The sequence below is a fragment of the Burkholderia sp. Bp9015 genome, from assembly GCF_003853505.1.
Taxonomy (GTDB): Bacteria; Pseudomonadota; Gammaproteobacteria; order Burkholderiales; family Burkholderiaceae; genus Burkholderia.
This window is the reverse complement of the sequence record NZ_QTPZ01000024.1, coordinates 50944-72878: the sequence shown is the minus strand read 5'-3', so window position 1 is coordinate 72878 and position 21935 is coordinate 50944. Positions and strand designations below refer to the sequence as shown.

15 protein-coding genes are annotated in these 21935 nt (G+C 64.5%); 6 read left to right on the top strand and 9 right to left on the bottom strand.

Annotated elements, in window-relative coordinates:
- Positions 1–109 precede the first annotated feature (109 nt).
- Both DIE12_RS24055 and DIE12_RS24050 read right to left on the bottom strand, forming a co-directional pair.
- Positions 110–442: a YegP family protein gene (locus DIE12_RS24055; RefSeq protein ID WP_044845911.1), complete on the bottom strand. Its 333-nt coding sequence runs from the start codon at positions 440–442 to the stop codon at positions 110–112.
- 168 nt (positions 443–610) lie between these two features.
- Complete coding sequence (locus tag DIE12_RS24050) at positions 611–1105, bottom strand: LEA type 2 family protein (RefSeq protein ID WP_124522203.1); 495 nt, start codon at positions 1103–1105, stop codon at positions 611–613.
- 645 nt (positions 1106–1750) lie between these two features.
- Here DIE12_RS24050 and DIE12_RS24040 point away from each other — a divergent pair.
- A complete protein-coding gene (locus DIE12_RS24040) occupies positions 1751–3919 on the top strand; it encodes a M1 family metallopeptidase (RefSeq protein ID WP_044845913.1) in 2169 nt (722 codons plus the stop codon).
- A gap of 181 nt (positions 3920–4100) precedes the next feature.
- Here the strand turns inward: DIE12_RS24040 and DIE12_RS24035 are convergent, their stop codons facing one another.
- Positions 4101–5129 (bottom strand): transporter, encoded by a 1029-nt coding sequence (locus tag DIE12_RS24035; RefSeq protein ID WP_044845996.1) that lies wholly within the window; start codon positions 5127–5129, stop codon positions 4101–4103.
- Positions 5130–5333: 204 nt separating this feature from the next.
- Positions 5334–6299 carry a phage tail protein gene (locus tag DIE12_RS24030; RefSeq protein WP_124522205.1) on the bottom strand — a complete coding sequence of 322 codons (966 nt, stop codon included), beginning with the start codon at positions 6297–6299 and terminating at the stop codon, positions 5334–5336.
- Between the two features lie 121 nt (positions 6300–6420).
- Here DIE12_RS24030 and DIE12_RS24025 point away from each other — a divergent pair, with 121 nt between their 5' ends.
- The 5 genes from DIE12_RS24025 to DIE12_RS24005 all read left to right on the top strand — a co-directional run bounded on the left by DIE12_RS24025 (position 6421) and on the right by DIE12_RS24005 (position 14072).
- Positions 6421–7266, top strand: a complete 846-nt coding sequence (locus DIE12_RS24025) for a M15 family metallopeptidase (protein WP_044845915.1) — start codon at positions 6421–6423, stop codon at positions 7264–7266.
- Positions 7267–7567: 301 nt separating this feature from the next.
- Positions 7568–11515, top strand: coding sequence for a type VI secretion system membrane subunit TssM (gene tssM / locus DIE12_RS24020; RefSeq protein ID WP_124522208.1), 3948 nt, complete (start codon positions 7568–7570; stop codon positions 11513–11515).
- Positions 11512–12501, top strand: coding sequence for a type VI secretion system-associated protein TagF (tagF, locus tag DIE12_RS24015; RefSeq protein ID WP_124487877.1), 990 nt, complete (start codon positions 11512–11514; stop codon positions 12499–12501). Before tssM ends, tagF begins: the two co-directional genes overlap by 4 nt.
- 4 nt (positions 12502–12505) lie before the next feature.
- Positions 12506–13456, top strand: a complete 951-nt coding sequence (locus DIE12_RS24010) for an OmpA family protein (RefSeq protein WP_124487876.1) — start codon at positions 12506–12508, stop codon at positions 13454–13456.
- A 40-nt stretch (positions 13457–13496) separates the two neighbouring features.
- Entirely contained in the window at positions 13497–14072 is a 576-nt protein-coding gene (locus DIE12_RS24005; protein ID WP_124487875.1) for a DUF3592 domain-containing protein, read from the top strand.
- A 168-nt stretch (positions 14073–14240) separates the two neighbouring features.
- Here DIE12_RS24005 and DIE12_RS24000 read toward each other — a convergent pair whose 3' ends face one another.
- The 5 genes from DIE12_RS24000 to DIE12_RS23980 all read right to left on the bottom strand — a co-directional run bounded on the left by DIE12_RS24000 (position 14241) and on the right by DIE12_RS23980 (position 21894).
- The gene (locus tag DIE12_RS24000; RefSeq protein ID WP_124522287.1) at positions 14241–16535 is read right to left on the bottom strand and encodes a DUF2235 domain-containing protein; all 2295 of its coding nucleotides are present in this window, start codon (positions 16533–16535) and stop codon (positions 14241–14243) included.
- Positions 16528–17304 (bottom strand): DUF3304 domain-containing protein, encoded by a 777-nt coding sequence (locus DIE12_RS23995; protein ID WP_124487919.1) that lies wholly within the window; start codon positions 17302–17304, stop codon positions 16528–16530. Before DIE12_RS23995 ends, DIE12_RS24000 begins: the two co-directional genes overlap by 8 nt.
- Before the next feature lie 189 nt (positions 17305–17493).
- Complete coding sequence (locus tag DIE12_RS23990; RefSeq protein WP_124487918.1) at positions 17494–18297, bottom strand: DUF3304 domain-containing protein; 804 nt, start codon at positions 18295–18297, stop codon at positions 17494–17496.
- A gap of 13 nt (positions 18298–18310) precedes the next feature.
- Positions 18311–19333 (bottom strand): DUF4123 domain-containing protein, encoded by a 1023-nt coding sequence (locus DIE12_RS23985; RefSeq protein WP_124487873.1) that lies wholly within the window; start codon positions 19331–19333, stop codon positions 18311–18313.
- Positions 19333–21894 carry a type VI secretion system Vgr family protein gene (locus DIE12_RS23980; protein WP_124522212.1) on the bottom strand — a complete coding sequence of 854 codons (2562 nt, stop codon included), beginning with the start codon at positions 21892–21894 and terminating at the stop codon, positions 19333–19335. Before DIE12_RS23980 ends, DIE12_RS23985 begins: the two co-directional genes overlap by 1 nt.
- Between the last annotated feature and the right edge of the window lie 41 nt (positions 21895–21935).

Below are 21935 nucleotides of genomic sequence, written 5' to 3'. Positions count from 1 at the left end.
TACCGGACTACCGGAGTGCGCCGCGCGGACCACACCATACCGCGCTTTGCCCGCGCGGCAAAGCGCGGGCGACCGCCCTGGCCGCCACCCGCGCGATGCTCGCGGCGCGTCAGCTCTGGTCGTCCAGCGCCGCGTCCGGCGCGTTCTGCTTCACCGACGCGATGCCGTTCTCGCGGCCGGCTTCAGCCTTGTACAGCTCGCTCGTGCCGATGATCTCGTGATTGCCGGCCTTCAGGTTGAACATGAACTGGCCGTTGCTCGCGGTCTTGCGCTCGTAGCGCGCGTCGTCCGGTGCGTTCTTGCGCACGGACGCGACGCCGTTTTCCGCCGACGCCTTCGTCTTGTACAGCTCGCTGCGCAGAATGATCTCGCCGTTGGCGGCCTTCAGGTGGAACAGGAACTGCCCGTCGTTCGCTTTCTTGATGACGAATTTCGCTGCCATGGTGCCCTCTCGAAAAAGTCGTCCGGCCCTCCGGACCGAGGCAGTCTAAACGCGATTGCAGCGCAAAACGTAAGGCGCACGAAACACGATCGTCAGGAATCGTCAGACGGCGCTGCAATCGCGCCGCTTCGTCCGGCCGGGCATCCCGGGCGTCGCGCAGGCATCGCTCTAGCCGCCCCAACCCGGCGTCGCCGGCATGCGCAACGTGCCCGCATCGCTGAAACGCACGGTGCCGAGCACGCCGCCGGCGAGCCGGCCGCGCAGCGCGTACGGCAACTCGCCGCTGGCCGCCGCGCCCGGCAGGTTCCACGCCTGCCGCGCGGCGGCGAACGCCGACACCGAAACGGGCACGTCGATCACGGCTTCGCCGAAGCGCGGCACGACGCCCGAGCGATCGCTGACCCCGCTCGCGAACGGCGTGCCGTTCAGGTCGAGCGCGACCGAAATGCCGTCGTATTCGATCGGCGTGTCATTCGGGTTCTGCACGCGCAGCTTCAGGCTGAAGCGCATCTCGAGGCCCTGTCCGGCCAGCGGGTCGAGCCCGGCGACGGTCACGCTCACGGGCTCGCGCGTCAGGCCCGCGCACCCGCCGAGCGCGAAGACGGCGGCGAACAGCAGCAGCATGGCGCGCAGCGGCGCGATACGGAACAGGGCTCGTGGCATGGGCTGGCCTCCTTGCGGCAATCGATCGGCGGGTCGTCGCCGCATTGTACCGAGCGCGCTGCGCCACGCCCTGATTCGTAGTTTTCGCGCATCGGCGAGATCGTTAATAGATTAAAACTACGGAAACGAACGGCTAAACAGAAAGCGAATTAATGCCTCCCAGCATTCAATGGCGCGCGAAAAATTCAAGAGAAGCACTTTCTAATTTTTTCGTTTCCTTTACCCAAAACCATCAAGTATATTTACGCATCCTTCGAGCAGGCCGACAAACCTTCAAGCCGTATGACGGCGATTTTACGGAACGGCGACACGCCGTCCTTCCGTCCTGCGGCCTGGTACGGCCAGCCCCGTGGGTCGTCGGTTCAAAGGGAATGCACGCCCGCATAAGGGCGGGCGGCCCCGTGTCGTGCGCGCGAAATCAATTCAGTACAACCCGCGCCCGGCCATTTTGAACCGGCCAGTTAACCGACATCCGGAAACACAGAGGGGGCAGTAAACCATGATTACCTTCACGTAGTCGGCCGGCCGTCTTTTCGAATAATCCGTCATTGGCATTTCTCGTCGCTGTTGATTAACGGCGAGGGATTTCTTTTGCCGGCGTTTTCGCAGCACTGAACGATTCTTTCAACAATCGAGGTTTCAGTCATGTCGATCAACATTCACAAGATGCGTTACCTGCCGCTGGTTGCCGCACTCGCGCTCGCCGGGTGCGGCGGCGACGACAGCGGCGTCGGCTCGGCTTCCGCACTCAGCTCCGCCGGCGCGCCGCACTCGAGCTCGTCGCCCGCCGCCAACACGCCGCCGTCAGCCTCCAACGTCGACAAGAGCGTGTCGCCCGTCGAGCTGCCGGACACCGTGGTACCGGTCAACTACCGGCTGTGGTTCCGCCCGAACGATGCGCTGAACGCGTTCGACGGGCGCGCCGACGTCGAGATCAAGGTGCTGAAGCCGGTCAACAACATCGTGATCGCCGGCCACCGGATCAAGTTCACGAACGGCCGCATCACGCTGCAGCCGGGCAACATCCAGCTGATCGCGACGCCGCAGGACAAGGGCGACTTCTACCAGCTGCGCCCCGTTGCCGGCACGATCGCGCCGGGCAACTATTCGCTGCACATGGAATGGTCCGGCATCATCAACTTCAAGTCGTACGACGATCCGGCCACGCAGACGGGCGGCAGCTGCGGCGACGACCCGTATCCGGGCTGCTCGGCCGCCGAAGGCGTGTTCCGCGTCGACCTGAAGGGCACCGACGGCAAGACGAGCGGCGCGATCCTCACGCAGGGCGAAACCAACCTGTCGCGCCAGTGGTTCCCGGGTTGGGACGAGCCGGCCTTCCGGCCGACCTATGAAGTGACGGCCGAAGTGCCGCAGAACTGGCGCGTCGTGTCGAACGCGGCCGAGAAGCCGTCGACCAACGTCGGCGGCGGCTACAAGCTCGTGCAGTTCGAGAAGACGCCGCCGATGCCGTCGTACCTGCTGTTCTTCGGCGGTGGCCTGTTCGATACCTACGAGGACGACTTCTCGAGCCCGCTGCCGGGCGGCAAGGGCGGCCTGCACCTGCGCGTGTTCACGCCGCCGGGCATGAGCGACTGGGCCAAGCCGGCGATGGACCGCACCAAGCAGGCGCTCGATTTCTATTACCGCTACACGGGTATCCCGCTGCCGCTGACGAAGTTCGATACGGTCGCCGCGAACGACGCGTTCAAGGAGCAGAAGGACCTGAACTTCGGCGGGATGGAGAACTGGGGGTCGATCCTCGAGTTCGCCGACGACATCCTGCCGCAACCGGGCCAGCCGATGTCGCGCTACGGTAACGAGGTGCTGACGCACGAAGTCGCGCACCAGTGGTTCGGCGATCTCGTCACGGCCGACTGGTGGGACAACGTCTGGCTCAACGAGTCGTTCGCGACGTTCTTCGAGACGAAGACGACGATCCAGTTCTTCCCCGACGAGTTCAGCTGGCTCGACCAGGTGAAGAACAAGTATCGCGTGATCAATCGCGACATCGGCCCGAACGCGTTCCCGGTCGCGCCGAACTTCAACGACTGGGCATCGAACGACTTCGTGCTGAGCGCGAGCGCGTTCACGTACGACAAGGGCGGCCATGTGCTGAAGACGCTCGAGAACTATCTCGGCGAGCAGACATTGCGCCGCGGCCTGCAGCAGTACCTGGTCGACTACTCGTTCGGCAACGGCACGCCGAAGCGCCTGTGGGATGCGCTGTCGAAGGAAAGCGGCCAGGCGGTCGGCCCGATCGGCGACAGCTACGTGCGCCAGACGGGCGTGCCGCTGATCTCGCTCGACACGCAGTGCGACATGACGAAGAACCAGACGGTCGTCACGCTGAAACAGCAGCCGTTCCCGAACAAGAACGCGTATCCGGGCCTGCAGTGGACGGTACCGATCACGCTCGCGTACGGCCAGGGTCTCGCGAAACGCACGACGCTCGCGCTGAAGGATACGCAGACGCAGACGCGGATCGACGGCTGCACGGGCGTGGTCGCGGATCCGAGCGGTCTCGACTACTACGTCGTGAACTACAGCGACGCCGCGTGGAGCGGCCTGCTCACGCAGGTCAACAGCTCGGTCGATCCGGTGCTGCTCGCGAACCTGAAGAGCGAGGCCGCGCTGCTCGTCGCGAACAACCTCGCGCCGGCTTCGCGTTCGACGTCGATCGGCTCGGTCGCTTCGCCGGCCGCGATGAAGCTGCGCCAGACGCCGAGCTTCGGCGGCATCGCGCCGACGGTGAAGGAACGTCCGTCGCTGCGCTACCAGGGCATGTTCAAGCCGCGCAAGACGCTGGTTCAGTAACGTGATCCGGCCGGCCGGTGCCGCGCGATACGCGGCGCCGGCCGGCGTTCGACGCTTCATGTCCCTTCACGTCCCTTCACCGCCTATCGCAGGCCCCGGATGCGGGGCCTGTTTTTTGTTGCCGCCGCGTGCGGCGCCGCGCCAATGCCGACCTGGCGCCTGTTCACGCCAATAACGGGCCCTAGCGATCGTCGCGCCGGCGAAACGCCCACCACGCGGCGAGTGCGGTAAAGCCCGCGACCAGCAGCACCATCAGCCAGAACCCGTGCTTGTTCTCCGAGAACGGCACGCCGCCGACGTTCATCCCGAAGAAACCCGCGACGATGTTGATCGGCAGCGCGATCACGGTCACGAGCGTCAGCGTGAACAGCGTCCGGTTGTTCTGCTCGTCGAGCCGCGAACCGATCTCTTCCTGCAACAGCTTGATCCGCTCGTTGAGCCCAGACAGATCCGCGAGCACCAGCGAGAACTCTTCGGTCGATTCGCGCAGTTCCTGCACGTCTTCGGCGTGGAGCCACGCGGGCGGTTTCGCGAGCAGCCGGAAAATCGAGCCGGGCTCGGGCGCCAGCATGCGCTGCAGCCGCGTCAGCGTGCGGCGCATCGCGCCGAGCTCGATGCGGTTCGACGTGAGCCGTTGCGACAGGAAGCGATCCTCGATGCGATCGACGTCGATGCTCGTGCGCCGCATGATCTGGATCAGCAGGTCGGCCTGGTCGCGCAGCAGGTGCACGAGCAGTTCGGCCGGCGACCGGAACCGCTCGCCGTCGCGCACGCAGGCTCGCAGCGTATCGACTGAACGCAGCGGCTTGAGCCGCGCGGTGACCATGATGCGCCGCTCGACGTGGACGAACAGCGTCGCGATTTCCGACGGCGTCAGCTCGAGGTTGAACATCACGTCGTTGACGATCGCGCGCAGCGCGCCGTCCTCCTGCTCGATGCGCGTCGAGCGCGATCCTTCGTGGAGGAATTCGAAGAAGCTGTCGGGCAATCCGAGGTGCGTGCGCATCCAGCGCTCGCTCGCGCCGTGCGCGAGATTGAAGTGCAGCCAGACGAAATCGTCCGATGCGGCCGCATCGCGCTCGCGGCACGCGCGCAGCCATGCGGCGGCCGCATCGGCATCGAGCATCGCGCCCGATCCGCCCGGGACGAAGCGGAATCCGCACACCATGCCGGACGTATCGGCGCCGTAAGTCTGTACGATCAGGTCCATCGTGTCGAAGGTCGTGCGGCGCTCGCCGCGCCGCGCATCGCGCATTGCGGCGCCACGCCGGGAAATGGAAGGAAACGTATGCCCGATGCATGCGGCATTTTCGTGACATTGTCACATCCTGCCGTCCGGCGTAAGACGTCCCCAAAAACAACGCGCCGCCCGGTGGGCGGCGCAGGTGCGATGTGCAGGCTGGTGTGATGCCGGTTACTGCCGCGTCTCCGACTGCGCGGCGGTCGGGCAGGCCGGATCCTTGCCCCAGTGGCCGTCGCAGACGCGCCAGCGGCACAGCTGATCCTCGAAGAAGCCGCGCTCCGCGCAATCCTTCACGCGCGATGCGAGCGACCCGCCCGTCGCGGCGGCCGTCTTGGTCGGCACGACCTGCCCCTTCTGCGCGGCGACCTTCTTGTCGGCCGGCTTCGTACGGGCGACGAGCGCGGCGAGCAGGTCCGCATCCGGGTCGTCCTTCCCGGATGCCTTCGCGCTCGCGGAACGGGTCGTCGCTTCGCGACGCTTCTTCGCCTGCGCGAGCTCCGCCTGCTGTTCCTTGTGATGCTTGCGAGCCTCCGCCTTCGCGTCGGCCTTCGCATCGGCCTTGCTGCGGGCGGCGACCTTGTCGCTCTTCGTGGCGTCGGCCTTCGCGGATTTCGTCGTCGCCGCTGCTGCGGCAGCCGTCGCGGCGACGGCGCCCGCCGTGGCCGCGCCCGATGCATCGTCGGCACCGTTCGCGAGCGCGCGCGACAAGCGGCTGTTGTCCGCGCCCGACGCGCCCGATGCGGACGCAACGACCTGGGACGCGGCATCGTCGTTGACGATCGTCGCCGTTTGCACGACGGGCGCAGCCGACGCGGCATTCTGCGCGACCTGCACGGCGGCGGCGCTGGCCGGCTCGGCCTTTGCCGGTGCCTGCACGGGCGCGGCGGCCACGACGGCCGCCTCGCCGGATTGCTGCTGCCAGCGCCATGCGCCCCAGCCGCCGACGGCGACCACGAGCGCGACGACAGCCGCGATCGGCCCCTTCAGCGAACGGCGCGGCGGTTCGGCCGGCGGCGTGACACGTCCTTCCAGATTCGCGAGAATGCGCGACTGCTGCGGTTCGCCCCCGCCTGCCGGTTTGGTATCGGATAGCAGGCTGGGCGGGGTTTTCGAATTTGAATTTTCCGGCGCACTCATTCAGCGTCTCATTGAATCCTGGTTTAATTCACCGCGATAATATAGCCCGGCCTCTCAAAGCAGCCTGATTCTAAGAGCAAGCATTGCAAAACACAATCAATTCCAATTTCCGGGGATTTCGTTGATTGCCGTCGCACTCGTCGCCTATTTCGCCCTTGCCGTCGCGGTTGCGGCACTGTTGCTTTTACCGGGTATCCGCGCGACCGTTTTCGAATCCGTCGCCCAGTTTCGCGGCCGCCTGACGCGCCGCGCGAACGATCACGCCGCACGTACGCGAAGTCAAATTGTTAAATCGGCAACCGTTACGCGCGGCGCATTAAGTGACGTGCAAAATTTACTGATCCGGCGGCGCTTGATGATTATGGTGTCGGCAGGTATTCTTGCGACGCCGCCATTGGTGGCCATTGCGTTACGCGGTCGGCAATTATTTCAGTACGACGACACGGCGCGCGTGCCTGACGAGAAGATCGCCGCGCTGCTGCAGGGCGAACAGCTCGTGCCGCCGCCGCCGTTGCCGCCGGAAGTCTTTGCCACGAAGGAAGTCGAACAGGTACGGCCTGCGCTGAGAGATGCAAGCCGCGACTGGAACCTGCTGGATCCCGATTTCCGTACGCGTTTGCTGCTGGTCTACAAGATCATGCACGAACAATATGGTTACGAGATGGCGCTGCTGGAAGGTTATCGGAGTCCGGAACGACAGAACCGGCTCGCGCAGATGGGCACCAACGTGACCAATGCGGCGGCCTTCCAGAGTTATCACCAGTTCGGGCTCGCGGCCGACAACGCGTTTCTGCGCGACGGCAAGCTGGTCATTTCCGAGAAAGATCCCTGGGCGATGCGCGGCTACCAGTTGTACGGACAGGTCGCCGAGCAAGTCGGCCTGACCTGGGGAGGCCGTTGGAAAATGATGGATCTCGGGCACGTGGAATACCATAAACCCGGTTTTAAACTGGGACGCGGCAGCTAGTCAGGGCTGCCGGACAAGAAATAATGAGGGCGGCATGGGGCTTTTTAATCACCCGGCAGGAAACGATTTGGGCGGCGCAAACAATCGGGCATTCCGTTGCGCGATTTTTTCAGGCAGCCGCTTCCGTTTTAATTCTCACAGCGTCCTTTCATTATTGCGCGCGCCTTCTCCGATGCCGCGGGCGCATTGATGCCAGCCCCCTTCATCCCGTTTGACAGCATGGCGACACATCGCGGCGCCACGCTTGCCGCTCGGCGCGCCTGCGTCGCCTCACCGAATCGCACCGGAACCTGAACGTCCTATGCAACGCATCCTCAACGTGCTGACTCATCCGCGTACGCTCTCGATTGTCGGGATCGTCGCGCTAGCGGCGATTCTCTTCATCGCTGCCGACATGCTGCAGCTGCCGCTCCTGTGGGCGGCGGTCGCCTTCGCGGCGATCCTCGTGCTGTGGCTCGGCGTCGCACTGGTGCGCCGCTGGCGCGTGAAGCGCGCGAACCGGCAGCTCGGGCAGGTGCTGGAAGAGCAGGCGGAAACCGGCAAGATCGCCGCGCCGGCCGCGGCCGCGCTCGCACCCGACACGAAGACCGCCGACCTCGACGTGCTGCGCACGCGCCTGTCCGACGCCGTGAAGACGATCAAGACGTCGAAGATCGGCCAGGTGTCGGGCGGCTCCGCGCTGTACGAACTGCCGTGGTACATCGTGATCGGCAACCCGGCCGCCGGCAAGAGCAGCGCCGTGCTGAACTCCGGCCTGCAGTTTCCGTTCGCGGACAAGAACAGCGCGGTGATCCACGGCATCGGCGGCACGCGTAACTGCGACTGGTTCTTCACGACCGAAGGAATCCTGCTCGACACGGCCGGCCGCTACTCGGTGCACGAGGAAGACCGCAGCGAATGGCTCGGCTTTCTCGGCCTGCTGAAGCGCTATCGTCCGAAGGCGCCGATCAACGGCATCATCGTCACCGCGAGCATCGCCGAACTCACCGGCAACCGCCCCGAGTTCGCGATCAACCTCGCGAAGAATCTCCGTCAGCGCGTTCAGGAACTGACGGAAAAGCTCGAGGTGTTCGCGCCGGTCTACGTGATGTTCACCAAGGCCGACCTGATCACCGGCTTCACCGAATTCTTCAGCAGCAGCGACAAGCACGAATACGACCGCGTGTGGGGCGCCACCCTGCCCTACGAGCCCGATGACAAGCGCGACGTGGTCGCGCAGTTCGACACGCACTTCGAGGAACTCTACGAAGGGCTGAAGGAAATCAGCGTCGCGCAGCTGTCGCTGTCGCGCGGCAACCAGCTGTCGCCGGGCCAGCTGAGCTTCCCGCTCGAATTCTCGACGATCAAGCCGTCGCTGCGCGCGTTCCTCGCGACGCTGTTCGAGAACAACCCGTTCCAGTACAAGCCTATTTTCCGCGGCTTCTACTTCACCAGCGCGCTGCAGGAAGGCGAAACCAACAGCGCCGCCGCGCAGCGCATCGCGCACCGCTTCGGCCTCGACGCGAGCGCGCTGCCCAAGCCGCACAGCGCGTTCTCGAAGAACGGCTTCTTCCTGCGCGACCTGTTCTCGAAGGTGATCTTCGCGGACCGCCAGACCGTGCGCCAGTTCGCGAGCCCGACCAAGACCCGGCTGCGCTACGCGACCTTCTTCGGCTTCGTCGCGGCGCTCGCACTCGCGCTCGGCGGCTGGACCTGGTCGACGATCGGCAACCAGCAGCTCGTCGCGAACGTGCAGGCCGACCTCGACAACGTCACGCGCCTGCAGCAGGGCCGCAACGACCTGCAGTCGCGCCTGCAGGCAATGGACATCCTGGAAGACCGCATCGAACAGCTCGAACAGTTCCGCCGCGACAAGCCGGTGTCGGTGTCGCTCGGCCTGTACCAGGGCGACCGTCTCGAGCAGCACCTGCTGACCGAGTACTACAACGGCGTGCGCCAGATCCTGCTCGCGCCGGTCTCGCAGAACCTCGCGTCGTTCATGAAGGACGTGAACGCGCATCCCGAACAGCTCGTGCCGATGACGCGCCCGCCGGAATCGGGGGCCGTGCAGGGCGGCGCGATTCCCGTGTCGACGAACCCGCCGGGCGCCACGCCGCTCGCCGGCGCCGCGCAAGGCGCATCCGCGGCGGCGGCGGCCGCCGCCGCGCCGCAACAGCCGGCCGCGCCGCAAGGCGGCCTCTACAGCGACGCGTCGCCGACCAACGTGCAGGACGCGTACAACGCGCTGAAGACCTACCTGATGCTGTCCGACAAGCGTCACGTCGAACAGGCGCACCTGACCGACCAGCTCGCCCGCTTCTGGCGCGGCTGGCTCGAGACGAATCGCGGCAACATGCCGCGCGACGAGATGATCAAGAGCGCCGAGCGCATGATCTCGTTCTATCTCGCCCGCGTGAACGACAACGACTGGCCGATGATCGACGCGAACCTCGCGCTCGTCGACCAGACCCGCGAGAACCTGCGCCGCGTCGTGCGCGGCATGCCGGCCCGCCAGCGCGTCTACGAGGAAATCAAGGCGCGCGCGTCGACCCGCTTCGCGCCGATGACCATCGCGCGCATCGTCGGCGACGGCAACCAGGGGCTGGTCGCCGGCAGCTATGCGATTCCGGGCACGTTCACGCGCGAAGCGTGGTTCGACTACGTGCAGCCGGCGATCCGCGACGCGGCGACCAAGGAACTGCAGGCGAAGGACTGGGTCCTGAACACGTCGACGCAGGACGACCTGACGCTGGAAGGCAGCCCCGAGCAGATCCAGAAGACTCTCGTCGGGATGTACAAGACCGAGTACGCGCAGCACTGGCAGAAGTTCATGCAGGGCATCGCGGTGCAGGGCTTCAGCAGCTTCGGCCAGGCCGTCGACGGGATGAACCGCCTCGGCGACCCGCAGGATTCGCCGATCCGCAAGATCCTCGAGACCGCGTACGACCAGACGTCGTGGGACAACCCGTCGCTGGCGAACGTCGCGATCAAGAAGGCGCAGACCGGCGTCGTGAACTGGGTCAAGCAGCTGTTCACGCGCTCGCAGGCCGGCCAGGTGGCGGCCGCGAACATCGACATCAACGGCAATCCGGCCGAGGTGCCGATGGGTCCGATCGGCCAGGAGTTCATCGGGCTCGCGCGGATCGTCGCGACGCACGACGGCACGTCGATGCTCAAGGGCTACATGGATTCGCTGTCGAAGGTCCGTACGCGCTTCAACGTGATCAAGAACCAGGGCGACCCCGGCCCCGGCGCGCGCCAGCTGATGCAGCAGACGCTCGACGGCAACGGCTCGGAACTCGCCGATTCGCTGAAGTTCGTCGACGAGCAGATGCTGACAGGCCTCACCGATTCGCAACGCAAGTCGCTGCGTCCGCTGCTGGTGCGGCCGCTGATGCAGGCGTTCTCGGTGGTGATCCAGCCTGCCAGCGCGGAAGTCAACAAGGTATGGAACGCGCAGGTCTACCAGCCGTTCCAGAGCTCGCTCGCGACCAAGTACCCGTTCGCGGCGAACGCGAAGGTCGAGGCCGGCGCCGGTGAAATCGCGCAGGTGTTCGGTCCGGACGGTGCGATCGCGAAGTTCGTCGGCACGACGCTGGGCCCGCTCGCGGTGCGCCGCGGCGACACGCTCGCCGCCCGCACGTGGGGCGACATGGGCATCGGCCTCACGCCCGACTTCACGAACGGCTTCGCGCGCTGGGTCGCCCCGCTCGCCGGCGGCGCCGCGGGCGGCGCGGCCGCGGCGGCCGAACCGCAGACCGTGTTCCAGATCCTGCCGCAGCCGAGCACGGGCACGACGGAATACACGATCGCGATCGACGGCCAGCAGCTGCGCTACCGCAACACGCCGCCGCAGTGGACCAACTTCGTGTGGCCGAACCCGCAGGGCTCGCCGGGCGCGACGCTGTCCGCGACGACCTTCGACGGCCGCACGGTGCAGCTCGTCAACGAACCGGGCCGCTACGGTCTCGAGAAGCTGATCAACTCGGCGCAGCGCAAGCGCCGTCCGGACGGCACCTTCGACCTCACGTGGGTCCAGGGCAGCGTGAACGTGTCGGTGACGATGCGCATCATCAGCACGTCGCAGCCGACCAGCAGCGGCGGCGACCAGCCGCAGCAGCAGAGCCTGCGCGGCCTGCAGCTGCCGTCGTCGGTCGCCGACGCGAGCGCGGGTGCCGCGCAGAACGCGACGCAGGCCGGCTCGGGCGCGCCGGCGGCCGCACCGGCCGTCGCGGCCGCCACCGCAACGAACGCACAGGGGGCGCAATGACGCAAACCGTTCAGGCGCAGATCGCCTACTTCGGCAAGATTCCGTCGCGCGGCGACTTCGTGAAGAGCCAGCACAATCCGCAGTTGCTGCAGACGCTCGATCGCTGGATCGCGCAAGCACTCGAACTGCTCGCGGAGGATCCGCGCTGGAAGATCGTCTACGAGGATGCGAAGCCGATGCATTTCGCGTTCCTCGGCTCGCGCAGCAAGCTCGCCATCGCGGGCCACATGGTCGCGAGCCACGACGTGTCGATGCGCCGTTTCCCGTTCCTCGGCGCGACCGCGCTCGAGGTCGACCGGCCGCTCGCGTTCCTCGCGCGCAGCCCGCTCGCGTTCGCGCGGCTGTGGTCGCGCGTCGCCGCGCAGATGCCGGCGCTGCTCGCGAAGGAGGAGCCGCCCGGCGCGCTGCAGGCGCTCGGCGATACGCAGGTGCCGATCGACGTCGGCGGCCCCGGCACGTCGCATGACGGCACCTTCAACGACTTCATCGAACACCAGTCGCTGTACGGCCTGCAGCAGATGCTGCTCGAAAGCGGTCATCCGGTGCGGCTGCGCGGCGCGATGCTCGCGCTCGGTTCGCTGTTGCGGCCCGTGATGCAGAGTGGCTCGTCGCACATCGAGCGCGGCCTCACGCTGCCGCTGCCGGTCGACCCGTTCTATCGCAGCCTCGTCGCCGCGTTCTGGCTCGAACTGATCGCACCGTTCGTCGCGCAGGCCGACTTCGAGCTCGCGATCTTCATCGGCACGATCGCCGAACGCGAACGGCTGATCATCGGCTTCAACGGCGCGTCGTCGAAGACGCTGCTGAGCGTCGTCGATCCGCAGACCTACGCCGCCCACAACATCGACATCGACGATCCCGAGTGGATCGACGCCCATGCGCAAAACGATCACCAGATCAGCAAGCTCGTCAGCTACCTCGACCAACCGCAACTCTCGCTGCGCGTCGCCATCGACGCCTTCCGCGAAGCGTTCATCGGAGGCTGACGGGATGCAACGCACGATTCAGGTCCGGCGCACGCGCTTGTCGCCCTTCGTATCCGCTCTCGCCGCCGCGGGCCTCGTCGCCTGCGGCGCGGCCCATGCGCAGAACACGGGCGGCGCGACCGTCACGCCGGTCGGCAACGGCACGGTCGCGGCCACTGCCCTGCCCGGGAACGCCAACCCTGGCGCCGCGTCGGCCACGGCGTCCGGCACGGTGGTGCGCGGCACGGCCGGCACGATCGCACCGCCGCCCGCGAACGCGTCGCCCGGCCAGGTGGTGGTCGGCGGCAAGGTGCCCGACGAGGCGACCAAGGCCGCCGTGCTGCAGAAGCTGCGCGACACCTACGGCGCGGCGAACGTGGTCGACCAGATCGAGGTCGGCGACGTCGCGACGCCGCCGAACTGGAGCGCGAACGTGCAGAAGCTGCTCGGTGCGCAGTTGAAGCAGATCAGCAAAGGCCAGCTGAAGATCAACGGCACGCAGATCGAGATGAAGGGCGAGGTGCACAACGAGGCGCAGCGCCAGCAGCTCGCGAGCGACATGGCGAATACGCTGAATCCGACTTATACGATCAAGAACGGGCTGCGCGTGTCGGCGTCCGAGCAGGGGCTGCTCGACCAGACGCTCGCGAATCGCACGATCGAGTTCGAAACGGGCAGTGCGACGCTCACGCCGCAAGGCAGGCAGATTCTCGATCAGATGGCGGCCGCGCTCGCGAAGATGCAGAACCGCACGGTCGACATCATCGGGCATACCGACAACTCCGGGAACCGGACGTCGAACATCGCGCTGAGCCAGGCGCGTGCGGACGCGGTGAAGGGGTATCTGATCACGAAGAGCATCCCGCCGCAGCAGATGACGACGACGGGGGTCGGGCCGGATCAGCCTATTGCGCCGAATGATACGGCCGAAGGGCGGGCGAGGAATCGGCGGATCGAGTTCCGGGTGGGGCAGTAGGCGGAGCATTCGGGGGTATGGCGAGAATCCAGCAATTCCGATGAAATTCGCTCTGCGCTGCTTGCGATCGGCCATTCTTCTGGTTTTCGGTGCGGTCTTCGTGCTGGTGGGCGCATCGGGCGTCATCAATTCGGCCATCCTCGTTCGCGCTGGTGCATGGCCTCATGTCCCCGCCTTCGTCGAGCGATGCGAGTTGTCTCTGCGATATGGCAAGTCCGACGTGACATGGGAAGCGCGCGCCGTCTTCCGCTATGGTGCAGGGCAGACGCAGCACTACGACACGACGTGGCGGCCTGCCGGGTCGCCTGTTTATTCGCGTTCGGCCGCGTCGAACATCGGTCGCGAACAGTTCGCCGCGTTCACGAAGACGTATTGCGGCGAGGCCGGGAACGATGGTCTGCGCGTTTCGCCGATGTTTCCGGGTATTGCGCGGCGCAACGAAGCGGTTGTGGGCGGGGAATGGGTACGAGAAATCGGATTCGGTCTGTTCGCCTTGGTCGGCGGCTTGATGCTGTGTGCGGTGAGCATTGCGCTGCTTCCGTGGATCGAGGATCGCAAAAAGCATGCGGTGCGGCGCAAAGCACGGCGCGCGCGGAATCGCGCCAGCGGTGCGTGATGCGGACGTGCAGGCCGGTTTCGCGGAGTTGCTTGTAGGCCAGGCGCCATGCTGAATCTGCCGTGAGTCGATGTTCGGCGGTTCAGCATTCGAATATGGCGGTCATCTCGCGGAGCGCTCTTCCCTGATAGACAGCGAGGCTGGCGCTCCGTCATCCAGCAACGCCGCTCAATGAATGGGGGGAGTTGTGCCGCCCTTGTAGCCCCGCGCCCATTCCTGGCTCTGCTTGGCCGCCTGGTCGATACGTGCCGCGGCAAGATCGTCTTTCTTGCGCTGCTTCGCTTCCTTTGCGAGATCGCTCGACCCGAACGTATCCTTGTCGCGAGTGCGGAAGTACAGTGACGGCGCCAGCACGTGGTCTTGCCAGCTCGTCAACAACGTATCGTGGACAAGCATGTCGAACAGCGCCATGACCTCCTGCGGAAGCGGATGCTTGCCTTCGACCCCTTCCTTCCAGGCCGACACCACCTCCATCTCGGCTTCCGGCAGCATAGCCGCCTCGATCGCGTCCGCGCTCGCCTTGTTATTGGAGTCCCACGAATCCGGCATGTTACGGATACGCTCGGCGGATTGCTTCAGGCCGTCCTGATACGACGCGCGGCGCAGCTTCTTTGCCGCTTCCTTCTCGAGACGCTCCCAGACCGTCGAATAGTCCTTCGGCGCTTCCGCGATCAGCTTCTCATAGCGCTTTTGTGCCGCGTCGCTCGCTGCCTTCATGCCCCGCAGCTTCGCCTGGTCCTCCTGGCTGCGGCTGGCCAGCATGCTCATGTTGATGCCTTGTCGCTGCAGTTCCCAGTCGAGTTGCGACTTCGCCGTCTTGCGCTGCAGGTCAGCGTCGCTCATGTTGCGTTTCCAGTCGGCAACCGGGTCGGCAATCGTGCGGCGGAAGTCGGGATCCATGTAGCGGGCTGCAATCCAGCGCATGAAGACTTTCGAATGCTCCATGAAGTCGGCGCCGGGCTTGCGCGGGACGAGGGTGCGGTAGGCGTTGACCAGCGCCTTGATTCGATACTCCTTACCACCGTACTTGATCGGATCCGAGAGCTTGAAACGCTTGAACACCGGCGCGTTGTACAGGTACAGATCCTCCATGGTGTCCATGACCGCGCCCGCCTTGATCGCTTCCAGCAACATGTCTTGCAGCGGGACTCTCATCAATTCGGCATTGAGCCCCATGGCCCCGCTCGGCGCGCCGCCGACGACATCACAGCTCGTGCCCGGATAGAGAAACTGTTCGCCACGGGTTTTCTCGAGACTGTCGAGTCGCTGATAGAAGCGCATCTCATGCGCAGCGGCAAAATGAACGCAGCGCTGCACACTGGCCGGGATGGCGAGAGGACGATCCTTGAAGCTGGTTTTGAGCATACCCAGATAAGGCACCATTCCGATCAGCTCGCCGGCCTCCTCCGACATGATGGATGAAACTGCATCGAGCAATCCGACGAATTTGATCTGAATCGACACACCGTCAATAGCGAGATCCGTGTCGTCCCTGCGCTTGTATTTCTCCGCCAGATCGTTGATGAACGCACGTGCGAGCACGCACCCTCGATCCGCGCCGAACACCGAAACCTCGATCGCCCGGACTTTCGGCATCTGGCTCTTGACGGCCTCGTACGCAGTCTTGAACTGGTCCTTGGCGGCGATCAACCGCGTATCGACACCTGTGCCGAAAGCTTTGGCCATGACGGAATTGTCACGCACGATCGGCACGTTCTCCATCGCTATACCGACAAAGAGGCTGCGAGCGACCGCCCAGCCCGCCTTCATCGGAGCGCCTTTGACGTTGTTCTTGAAGTCGTTCTTCGCGTTGCGCCACAGCAGCGTTCCGGTCGCCTTGGTTCGTTCCCAGTATCGCTCCGGCGATGCATTCAAGACGTTCATGACACGCCGCGCCTGAGCGGGAATGCGTTCGATATCCTTCCGAAGATCCTGGAATGCCTTGTCGATTGGTCGAAGCGAGAAATCCCCCTCGAGGAACCCATCGATGAGCTGCTTCTTTACGTCGTCGACACGTTTTTTTACGCTGGCCTGCTTGAGCGGCGTATTGACGCGCGTGAACGACTTGGCGACCGATTGCGCTCCGCTCAACGCCTTCTTGCCCCCCATCTTGCTCGCGGCTACGGCAGCATTGATCCATTCCTCGGCCTTGGCTGACTCGTTGAGGGGCGTGCCCAATCCCGAATAATAGAAGCGAAACCAGAACTGATTCGCGGGCCGTCTCGGATCCTCCATATCGCGATGCGCTTCCCAGAGCCGGGCGATATTGGAGTATTGCGAACTCGATGGATCGTCGATATCGCGATGGCGTCCGAATGCATCGAAGAAAAAGCCCATCCGAATCGTCGCGCCGCACGGCATGCAATCGCCCTTCGGGTACATCGTCGCATTCTGGTTTGCGATTTGGGCGTATACGGATGTTGGCGTCGCGTCATCCGGATCGAGTTTGACTCTTTCAGCCATGCTTTTTCTCCTCGACACGCGGCGGCGGAACCAGCCCGTCGGATATGGGTGGCACTGCGACCGGTTCGAACTTGTCGCTCGTCAATTCAGACAGAACATTCTTCGGCAACGATTGCATGGACTTCGCAAAAGCGCCTGGCTTGCCGGCATCCGCTTGCAACATGCGCTGGATCTCCGGATGCGAGTCGAAGCGACTGTTCACGAGCAGGTTGTAGTAAGCGTACTGCTTCAAATCGTCGAGATCGACGAGGCGGTACTTCAACCATGCCAACGCAACAACTCGAGCGACACGACGAAACTGCTGGTCTTCACGCTCGTCGTACCGCTTGCTCAATTGCGCCTGATACCTGCTCGCCATCCAGCGCGACACATCGATCATCGGAATACGCGATTCGTCCATCAACGCGCCAGGAAACTGAAGCTCGACGTGACGATCCGGATAGAAGTGAACCTCGAGGATTCGATCGCCTACCTTCTCCGGAACCTGCGATGGGGGCAACGTCGCCTTTGCCTCGGCGTGAAGCGTTTCCTCATTGCCTTTATGCCACTGGTCGACGTCGACGTAATTCCACTTGACCGTGAACTCGGTTCCCTGGAGCTTGTAGCAACACGTCACCCCGCCCCCACCACCCGGCAAGCTGTTCCCCCCACCCGCCTTGTTTCCGTGGGCATCGGTGATCGTGAACCCGTCCAGGTTGTACGGCAGATAGTTGTGAGCGATGACCGAAACGCCGCTATATGTCGGCTCCGACTTGCCGCACGCCGCCATGGCCGTCACGAGCAGACACCCAGCCAGAACACGGCTCGCCAGCCCCGAAAATCCCGTCGTGCTATTCACTGATGTTTTCCTTCCGAATATTGTCGAGCATGCGTTGCAGGCATATCCCACGCATCGGTATCGTTCCGCCCGTCACGTAAGCGGCCCTTCCACTCATAGCCAGAACCTCTCCCCACGAAATCAACCATGTCGCGCCTCGTCCATACGCGGTGACGGCAGCAAGCCGTCAGGAACCGCCGGGACAGCCACGGGTTCGAAGCGGCCGCTCGCCAAAGCCGACAGCACGTTCTTCGACAAGGTCTGCATCGACTTCGCGAACGTACCGGGTTGACTGGCATCAGTCTGCAAGATGCGCTGGACCGTCGGGTGCGAATCGAATCGACTGTTCACCAGCAGGTCGAAGTACACGTATTGCGCGAGATCACGCCAGTCGGTCAGCCGATATTTCAGCCACGCAGCAGCCACTGCACGCGCGATGCGACGATGCGATTGCCCGTCCGTATCTGCAAATTTCCTATCCAGTTGCGCCTGATAACGAGTCGCCATCCATCGGGAAACCTCGACGATCGGAATACGCGACTTGTCGAGAAGTTCGCCCGGAAATTGAAGCTCGACGTGACGATCCGGATAGAAATGAACTTCGAGAATGCGGGCGCCGAGCTGCTCAGGAACGACCGACGGTGGCATCACGACCTTTGTCTCGACCTCCTGCATGTGCGAGTCGTCCATCGTCCATCGGTCTGCATCGTAATACTTCCATTCGACCGTGAACTCGGCGCCCTTGAGTTGGTAGCAACACGTCACGCTCCCCCCACCTGCACCCGGCGGGTCGTCCCCGCCGCCGCTTGCCTTGTTTCCAAACGCGTCCATCACGGTGAAGCCGCTCATGTTGTACGGCAGATAATTCCGACCCATTACCGAAACTCCGCTATACACCGGCTCCGACTTGCCACACGCGCTCAAAGCCGCCGCAACCAGGCACATCGCCGGCGCGGACCTACGCCACGCCACGAAGCGCCTCCATCGATTCCCGCTCGTGCGCATCGCGAATCGCATTCCATGTCGCGTCGTCGATCGTCGCCAACGCGTCATTGAGCGTCGTCTCTCCATGCGCCACGGCTCCAAGGCACACCCGCACCGCGGGATGCTCGTCGAACCGGGGCGCAACCAGCACGCCCGTCATTACGTAGCACTGCAATTCCGCTTCTTCGGCAATCCCGTGCGCTGCTGCGCGTTCGAGTTGCTCGACAACCTGATCATGGAGTTCCGCATCGGACAGGTGATCGACCACCGCCGCCATCGTCTCGCGAAACTTCAGCACGAGCTTGTCCGGGTACCCGAGCTCGATCAGTAGCGCGTGCTGCCGCTCGCTGAGGTCCGGTGCGTCGCTTGCCGACATCACACCTTCAACCGCCGGCGTGTCGTTGCGCCACACGACTTCGTCGAGCCGACGATCGCGATATCGGATCTCGCTAAACGGCGCGACGAACTGCTGCGCCTGCGTGTCGCTCCACACCTGTCGGAGCCGCCCGAATACAAGATTGTCGAAGAAGAACAGGTAGTACGCGCGACCGTTCGGCAGCGCGTACTTCACGTACTGGCGCAGATGTGCATCCAGCGCGTCGAACGACCACGCCGAGCACAACCACGTCACCGCATGCAGATCGACGGCATCCAGCCACAGCTGACGCAGCACGCGATGCTGCTCCGCATCCCCGCCGTCGAGTGCGCGACCGTCGAACGCAATCAGGTACGGTGCGATATCCGTATAGGCATCCAGCCCGGTATCGGTCCAAAGGGACGCGTAACGCAGGCCGCGCACGGCTGCCAGCTGCGTGTCCAGCTCCTGATAACCGCGCGTGTCGACGAGCACGTACAGACGCATCGGTCTGCCGTCGCCGGCCTCGTGCTCCAGCGATGCCTTCAGCGTCTCCACGAACGCCGGCCATTCACGCTCGCGCGGATTGGGCCCATCCGCCGCCATCTCGATGGTGTCACCCGTATCGTTGACTTCGTCCATCAATCCGCCTCGACCATCGATTCACGACCGCTATGCGCATTCAGCACGCATTGCTTGCACGTGCCGCCCGGCATCGCGGGCAGCGGATACTGCATGCTCGTCGGTCCGCTGAACTGGTGCTGAGCGCCCTTGAAATCTACCTTCCCCGGCGCGTGAATCTCGATGTTGCCGCCCTTGATCCGGATATAGGCGCCACCCGACGTGAGCAGGATCTCCTGCTTCGCGGCCACGTCGACGGCCTCGGTCGCCGCCATCATCTTCACGGTCTTCTGCGCTGTGAGTTCGATGCTGTCCGCATGCGCCTGAACCTCGACCTTGCCCTTCGCGGCGAACAGCTTCATCCCGGCGTTCTGCGCGAACAGGCTGATGCGATCCCGGATGCCGGCGATCAGCGACTTCCCGCTGGTAATGAACGTACTTTGACCACTGACGATATTGGTCTGCCGGTCGCTCGCCAGGTGCACCGACTGCTGCGACGCCACCCCAATCCCCGCCGGGCTCGCGAACAACATCACCGGCTCCTTGAACGCATTCGCATTCCCCGTCCCGCCGCCTGCGGTCCTGCCACCGCCCGAGGCCGCCCCCGCCACGCTGTTCTGCGTCGCCTCGGCGAATTGCTTGAGCGCATCGCGACCGGTGCCGAGACTCTCCGCCTGATGCATCTCGCTGACCTGCGACATCGATTCGATCAGCCCCTGCGCATTGCCAAGCTGCTGCTTCGCCTCACTCACGTCGAGCGGCTGGCTGTTCGCCTGCTTCGGATGCGTCGTCACGTACAGGCCCTGCCCGGCTCGCATCGCGCCGTACGCGTCCGTGCGCAGGTCGAAGCCTGAGCCGAGATACGCACCGCGCGTGTTCCCGTTCTGCTCGATCAGATAGCCGAGATGAAGCAACGAATTCGCACTGCTGCTGAACAGGCGCGCGCGGTTCTGCCCGGTCGCGTCGTCGAGCACCATCTCGTTGTGCCCCGATCCTGCATACTCCTTCGACCGGAGGCCCGACAGGATCCCGTTGCTATGCCACTGCGGCCTGGTCGCACCGTTGTACACGCGATGCATGACGATCGGCCGGTCGCAGTCGCCGCCGATGTAGCCGATCAGCACTTCCTCGCCGACCCGCGGAATATGCACGCCGCCGTACCCGCCGCCGGTATCGGACTGCACGACACGCATCCAGCACGACGCGTTCTCGCGGCCTTCGCTCTGGCGGTCCCAGACGAACATGACCTTGATCCGGTTCAGCTCGTCCGTATAAACCTCTTCGCCCTTCGGCCCGACGACGATCGCCGTCTCGAGCTGCATCGCGGGCTTGCGATGCTCGAACGGGCTGCGGTACGGCACGCTCGCGCGCTGCGCTTCGACCTCGACGAGATAGAACCCGGCGGAGCCGTCGTCATGCCCAACTTCGAATGCCGCCGCTTCCCCGTGACCGGCCTTCACCTGCGCCAGCTGGTCCTGCAGGCTATGCGGAAAGCTCGCTTCGTGGTCCGAAACCGGCAGATTGTTCTCGATGTACCGCGTGACGCCGATGGCCGCGAACTCGCGCTCGCTCGCCGAATCGCGGTCGTGCTCGGGATGACCTGTCAGCGTGAAGCGCCGGCCGGCATCGATCGCGCGCACGCCGCCCACGCCGAAGAAGCGCTTCGCGCGCGACTCCCATTCCTCGAGACGAATCTTCGACAGGTGTTCGCCGCGGTCCTGGCCCGGATACGTGTACGCGCCGGTGTATTCGTAGATTTCCGCCTGGCCCGGCAGGTCCCCCTGGCCGGCCTTGGTCGGCAGCGACGTGCCGTTCGGATTGGCCGCCGACGACGGCGCTTTGTAGTCGAAGGTGCGCGTCGTGTGCAGCGTGCTTTGCAACGTCCGCGATGCGGTCCACTGCGTAAACCCGGCGGTTTCGGTGCCGCTGCCGGAACGATCGAACGTAACGACATTCGGGGACAGCGCATCGACCGCATGCACGTCGTCGGTGATGACGAGCGTATGCGCCTTCCCGTCTTCGCTGTGCCGCCAGAACCCGAACAGCCCTTCGTCCTCCATCAGCCGGTGCACGAAGTTCCAGTCGGTTTCGCTCTGGCGACAGTACGACCGGGACGGCAACGGTTTCGACAACGCGAACTGGTATTGGCCCCTGGCCTGCGGATGCGTATCGAACACGTCGGAGAGAATTGCGTCGACCGGCTGGTCCTGCCAGTACCGCATGTCGCTGCGGAACTTGAGGAAATGCATCCACGACGCGAAGCGCAGCTGGTAACTCGACAGGCTGCCGTCGGCGCCGAGCCGTCGCGCCGTGTGGACATAGCCGTTGATCGGCAGATACGACTTGTCCGGCTGCTGGATCCACAGCGTGATCGGCTGCGCGATCAGCGTCTTGAGCTCGACGTCGCTCGCGGTGGACACCAGATCGAGCGCCACGCTGAAATCGCGGCCGAGCGCCGAACTGGTCACCGCGCGGCGCGGCACGAGCGCATTGTTCGGCAGCGACGGGATGTCCGTCTTCAGCAGCCGATCCTGCTGGATCAGGCCACCGCGAATCGCCTGTGCCAGTTCGGTCACGTTCATGCGTCACCCTTCTTCTCGTTCATCGCGAGCCCGCCGGGCCC

Bases quoted from the DNA above. Each gene is read 5' to 3' on its own strand.
- DIE12_RS24055 (WP_044845911.1), bottom strand. From the start codon at position 442: ATGGCAGCGAAATTCGTCATCAAGAAAGCGAACGACGGGCAGTTCCTG.
- DIE12_RS24050 (WP_124522203.1), bottom strand. From the start codon at position 1,105: ATGCCACGAGCCCTGTTCCGTATCGCGCCGCTGCGCGCCATGCTGCTG.
- DIE12_RS24040 (WP_044845913.1), top strand. From the start codon at position 1,751: ATGTCGATCAACATTCACAAGATGCGTTACCTGCCGCTGGTTGCCGCA.
- DIE12_RS24035 (WP_044845996.1), bottom strand. From the start codon at position 5,129: ATGGACCTGATCGTACAGACTTACGGCGCCGATACGTCCGGCATGGTG.
- DIE12_RS24030 (WP_124522205.1), bottom strand. From the start codon at position 6,299: ATGAGTGCGCCGGAAAATTCAAATTCGAAAACCCCGCCCAGCCTGCTA.
- tssM (WP_124522208.1), top strand. From the start codon at position 7,568: ATGCAACGCATCCTCAACGTGCTGACTCATCCGCGTACGCTCTCGATT.
- tagF (WP_124487877.1), top strand. From the start codon at position 11,512: ATGACGCAAACCGTTCAGGCGCAGATCGCCTACTTCGGCAAGATTCCG.
- DIE12_RS24010 (WP_124487876.1), top strand. From the start codon at position 12,506: ATGCAACGCACGATTCAGGTCCGGCGCACGCGCTTGTCGCCCTTCGTA.
- DIE12_RS24005 (WP_124487875.1), top strand. From the start codon at position 13,497: ATGAAATTCGCTCTGCGCTGCTTGCGATCGGCCATTCTTCTGGTTTTC.
- DIE12_RS24000 (WP_124522287.1), bottom strand. From the start codon at position 16,535: ATGGCTGAAAGAGTCAAACTCGATCCGGATGACGCGACGCCAACATCC.
- DIE12_RS23995 (WP_124487919.1), bottom strand. From the start codon at position 17,304: ATGGCGGCGTGCGGCAAGTCGGAGCCGACATATAGCGGCGTTTCGGTC.
- DIE12_RS23990 (WP_124487918.1), bottom strand. From the start codon at position 18,297: ATGTGCCTGGTTGCGGCGGCTTTGAGCGCGTGTGGCAAGTCGGAGCCG.
- DIE12_RS23985 (WP_124487873.1), bottom strand. From the start codon at position 19,333: ATGGACGAAGTCAACGATACGGGTGACACCATCGAGATGGCGGCGGAT.
- DIE12_RS23980 (WP_124522212.1), bottom strand. From the start codon at position 21,894: ATGAACGTGACCGAACTGGCACAGGCGATTCGCGGTGGCCTGATCCAG.